Origin of the sequence: Phyllobacterium sp. (assembly GCF_037994425.1) — a bacterium.
GTDB lineage: Bacteria > Pseudomonadota > Alphaproteobacteria > Rhizobiales > Rhizobiaceae > Phyllobacterium.
Map to the genome: position 1 here is coordinate 1 of NZ_JBBNAM010000001.1, position 5,009 is coordinate 5,009.

A 5,009-nucleotide genomic window follows, 5' to 3' on the forward strand; every position below is an offset into this window, starting at 1 on the left:
GTTGAAGGGTGGGTTGTGCCTCAAGCGGGCCTGATCCGGATACAGGCGCGGCATGGAGGAATTATTGAAAGCCTCTGCGTCGACGATGGGACCGATGTCGATGCTGGTTCAAAGGTTGCGATGATGAAGGTGACGTCATCTTTTCAGTCAAACGATGTTGGCCGAATGCTTTGGCGCAGCGCGGGCGTTGAAATCGACTCTAACCAAGAGCAAGAGAGACTTTCACTTGAAAAGCTCAGAACAGAACAGTCCCGCCTATCGGGACAGATTGGGGTTTTGGAGTCAGCACTGGAGGTGGCAAAACAACACGAGCAGACGATAACGCAGCGGGTTGCCCTTCTCGAAACCCGAGCAGCTAAAGCCGCTCAACTTGTCCTGAAGGGCGCGATAACAGCGACAGATGGAGAAAAGGCGCAGCTCGAATTCCTGATCGCTCAGCAGGATCTCTCCGAAGCCCAAGGAACCACTTTGGATCTCGAAAGTCGGATAACGGACGTCAGAGCGAATTTGGACGGCCTGCCATTCGAGATAAAGGCGTCAGAGGCGAAAGCGCGCGCGATCGACGCCGAATTGGAGCAAAAGCAACTTAAGACGGCGTTGTTGAATTCTTACGAAGTCACCGCGCCTGTTAGCGGCCAAGTTGTCGCCGTCCCGGTGATGGTTGGGCAGGACGTGGCAGCCGGAGCGACGCTTGCTGTCATCGTCCCCGCAGGTAGCGCGCTGGAAGTTGAATTATATTTTCCATCCCGCGCCGCGGGTTTTGTGGTGGCCGGGCAGGAAGTTCGCGTACGATACAAGGCGTTTCCCTATCAAAAATTTGGGACAGCCAAGGCAACGGTCCGATCCGTATCGCGAACGATACTCGCACCCGGCGAAATTTCTACACCCGGCGTCACGCCGAAGGAGCCGGCCTTTCGAGTAAGAGCCACCTTGGCCGGCACCCAAATTCAGGCTTATGGGCATCAGATTCAGATCCGTCCGGGAATGCTTCTGTCCGCAGACCTGGTCATTGAGCGACGCACTCTTTTCGAGTGGATGCTCGATCCCATATATGCCGTGAGACGGCTGCAATGAACCGTCTACTGCCTCGACTTCCCGACCGCTTGCCGATCGTTCAGACCGCAGAACAAGCTGAGTGTGGTTTGGCATGTGTTGCGATGATCTGCCGGTACTACGGTCACAGCTTGGATCTAAACGGCTTTCGTCAGCGGTTCGAGGTTTCTCAGAACGGGATGACCCTAAGGACCTTGATGCACATCACCAGCCAGATGCATCTCGCCCCAAGGGCGTTCCGGACAGAAATCCACACCCTGTCCAAGGTCAAATTGCCCGCGATCCTCCATTGGGACCTCAATCACTTTGTTGTCCTGAAACGGATCGGCCGAAGAAGAGCGGTCGTCCACGATCCCGCTTTCGGGATACGGACATTGTCGAGAGACGCCCTCTCTGACCATTTCACTGGCGTTGTGCTTGAGCTCACCCCAAGCGCCGATTTCTCCAGGATAGCCGCACTTTCCCCTCTCAAGCCATCGCATCTCTGGTCAAAGATAACCGGCGTTTGGCCTGTCGCCCTACAGGTGTTGGCGCTTTCTGCCGCTCTCCAGGTGGCAGCGTTCGCTATCCCTTTTCAGATCCAATTGGTCATCGACCAAGCAGTAGAGCAAGGTGACCTCGATTTCCTCGCCGTGGTGGCAGTGGGTTTCGCCCTTCTGGTCGTCGTTTACGCTCTGACCGAGGCCCTACGCAATTGGAGCCTGCACGTATTAGGGGCCACTGTTCTCTATCAGATCGTCGGTAACATATTTCGGCACCTCCTCCGCTTACCTGCCTCGTTCTTCGAGAAGCGTCATATCGGAGATATCTTGTCCCGAATGGGCTCGACTAAGTCTATACAGGAAGCCTTGACGCACGGAATGATCGGCGTGGCGATCGATGGCACGATGGCGATTGTTGCCGCGATAATATTGCTGGCCTATTCAACGCAACTCGCTGTTGTAGTGTTGTTTTCACTGTTGGTTTATCTGTCTGTCACAGGTTTTTTCTATCCTTTTATGAAAGAGAGATCTAACGAGCAACTCGTTAGTTCCGCGGTAGAACAGTCCTATCTGATGGAGACCGTGCGCGGCGCCACTACCATCAAGGTCCTTGGCGGTGAGATAGATCGCGAGGCCAACTGGCGGAACCGTTACGCCGAAGCGATCAATACCGCATTGCGATTTGACCGCCTCGAGGTCGTCCTCAAAGCAATTCAATCAGCCATTATCGGCCTGCAAAGCGTCGCTGTTGTCTATGGCGGCGCTCGGCTGATACTCACCGGTAGTGGCTTCTCGATCGGCATGCTAATGGCCTTTCTCTCATTCCGGCAAACCTTCAGCGACAGGATTGCCTCGCTCGTCGGTGAGATCGTTCAGTTCAGGCTTCTGAATGTGCATCTGGACCGCTTGGCTGACATCGTCACAACCCCTACGGAAGTGGCAGACGAGCTGGGAGCTTCCTACGACAAGACGATTGGCACACTTGAAATGGTGAACGTGTCCTTTCGTTATGCCTCGGCTGAACCACTAATTCTGGACAGCGTAAACTTCAAAATCGAGCCCGGAGAATTCGTGGCGATCACGGGTCCGTCAGGGGGCGGAAAAACCACCCTGTTCAAAGTTCTCCTAGGCTTGCACTATCCCGTCTCCGGCAAAGTGCTCGTCAATGGAAGTCCAGTATCTCCGCAACATTGGCAATTATACCGGCGCCAGATTGGCGCAGTCATGCAAGACGATCGCCTTTTGTCCGGCTCTATTGCCGACAACATCGCGTTCTTTCAAGCTGATCTTAGTATGGATCGTGTTACCGAAGCAGCTATGGCGGCGAGAGTTCATGACGATATAATTCGCATGCCTATGCAATATCGATCACTTATAGGGGATATGGGATCCTCGCTCTCGGGAGGACAACGTCAACGCGTGCTGTTGGCGCGGGCTTTGTACCGGCAGCCGCAGCTTCTTCTGTTGGACGAAGGTACGGCAAATCTGGATGAACGAGCAGAAGAAGCCATAGCGGATATTTTGTCGGAGATGACCATCACCCGCATCGTGATTGCGCATAGGCCAGCACTGATGAATCGCGCTACAACGCTGATCGAAGTCAACAATGGCCAGATAGCGGTAGTGCCTAGGGACATCAAAAAATCCTATAGAAGATATGACTGAGCGATAGAATTTGGAGTTGCCATGAATATTGACCACTCCTGCCTTGCAAACGGCCTTCAAGTTGTCTCGATCGCGTTCAGGGATTTTGAAAGCGCCGTGGTCGCAATTATGATCCGGGCTGGTTCCAGGGTGGATGGAGCCGCTCATGGAACCGCCCATTTTCTCGAACACATGGCATTCAAGGGCACACGGCACCACGCGTCCGATGAGATTACACAGCGGATTGAAAGCCTCGGGGCGACAATCAACGCGGTTACGGGCAAGGACTACACGCTCTATTATGTTGAGGGGCTGAAGGAAATGCTTCCTGAAGCGGTCGCGATCCTGACAGAGGTAGTGATATCCCCTCGACTCGACCCTGAAGATATGGATGTCGAGAGACAGATCATCCTACAAGAAATTCTACAAGCCCAGGATGATGCCGTGGTCAGCGCGCTGGCGGGGTTGGCGCAGAGGGCCTATCCCGATCAGAGCCTCGGAAAATCAGTTCTGGGCACCCCGGAGACAGTGGCACGGCTGAGCCGTGCAGATCTGATGGACTTCGTCGTCGAGAACTATCAGCCTGAAAACATGATATTGATAGCGGCTGGCGGCATATCCCACCATGATTTGGTTGTGCTGGCCAACCGGTTTCTGGATCCTATGCAGGTCTCCAGCCGAACGCGCAAAGAAGCACCCAAGGCGGCCTACTCAGGCGGACTTTTTTTGCAGACCCGATCGGAGTTAAGTCAGTCTATCGTAGCCTGCGCATTCCCAACGGCATGGGCAGGTGACCGTCAGCGCTACGCGGTTCAAGTCCTTGCGGAGGCATTGGGAACGGGAATGTCGTCCCCCTTGTTCAGATCAATCCGGCGGGACCATGGTCTGGCGTATGAGGTCGGAGCGTGGTCAGAACACGGTTCCGACTTCGGTTTATTCGGCATGTATGCGGCGACATCGGCAACTCATGTTGAAGATGCCCTCCGGCTGATGGGCATTGAACTTTCGAAGATGGCAGCGGCGGACAATGACGAGGCCGTACATCGTGGAAGAAACAAATGCCTCGTCAACCTCGTCCGCGCCCGGGAAACACCGTTTGACGCGGCCCGCATGGTCGGCACGGCTATGCTGACATTTGGCACGATCGTATCCCCGGAAGATGAGATCGATCGAATCCGAAGCGTCACGACGCGAGATGTGAGGGAGGCCGCATCGACACTGATCGATATGGCGAAACCTACAATCGCTGTTGTCGGTCAACCAGAACCCATTGACTACGAAGAGGTGATGCTGACCGCAATCAGATCGGTGCTCGGGAGCACGTCCTCCGATCGGTAAATCGGATATGGGGTGACGGTTGGCGATCACAGGTCGACCGGATTGATGTCGCGTGCCTTGCGGGTCAGCAGGAAGTGCTGGCCGAATTCGTCCTTGGGATCAGGCCGGGAGCATCGGAGGGTACGGGGCGACGGACAAGCAAGACGTCATTGTTCGATCGGCTGATGACGGATCTCGCAAATGTCAGAAGCGGCGTCGCCGCCGCTGGGGCGCGACGCGGCCTGGTCGTCCGAGAGGTTGTAGAGCGCCTGCAAGACCCGGAGGTTTGAACAAGAGCGTTCAAGTCCACAATATCAGACCTTAGTCCGAAACAGATCGGACTCGGGTCTGATGGCTTCAGGACCTTTGTCCACTATCCAAGCCCGCCCTGTCCCGCATAACTTGTGCCGTCCAAAACTCACCGGACACCGGGATGCTCCGGCACGCCCCCTCGCGTGAAAACCCCTCGGAGCTTCCGGAACCGGCCCAATTTTCTACGCCGCCCGCGAGATT

The 5,009-nt window shown here is 55.3% G+C and carries 3 protein-coding genes; all 3 read left to right on the forward strand.

Going from position 1 to position 5,009, the window contains the following annotated elements; translation table 11 throughout:
* The coding region (locus AAAB35_RS00005) for an HlyD family efflux transporter periplasmic adaptor subunit (protein WP_340666202.1) at positions 1 to 1,074 on the forward strand (1,074 nt) is incomplete at its 5' end.
* Positions 1,071 to 3,200, forward strand: coding sequence for a peptidase domain-containing ABC transporter (locus AAAB35_RS00010; RefSeq protein ID WP_340666203.1), 2,130 nt, complete (start codon positions 1,071 to 1,073; stop codon positions 3,198 to 3,200). The genes AAAB35_RS00005 and AAAB35_RS00010, both read left to right, overlap by 4 nt.
* 21 nt (positions 3,201 to 3,221) lie before the next feature.
* Entirely contained in the window at positions 3,222 to 4,517 is a 1,296-nt protein-coding gene (locus AAAB35_RS00015; RefSeq protein WP_340666204.1) for a pitrilysin family protein, read from the forward strand.
* Positions 4,518 to 5,009: the final 492 nt, after the last annotated feature.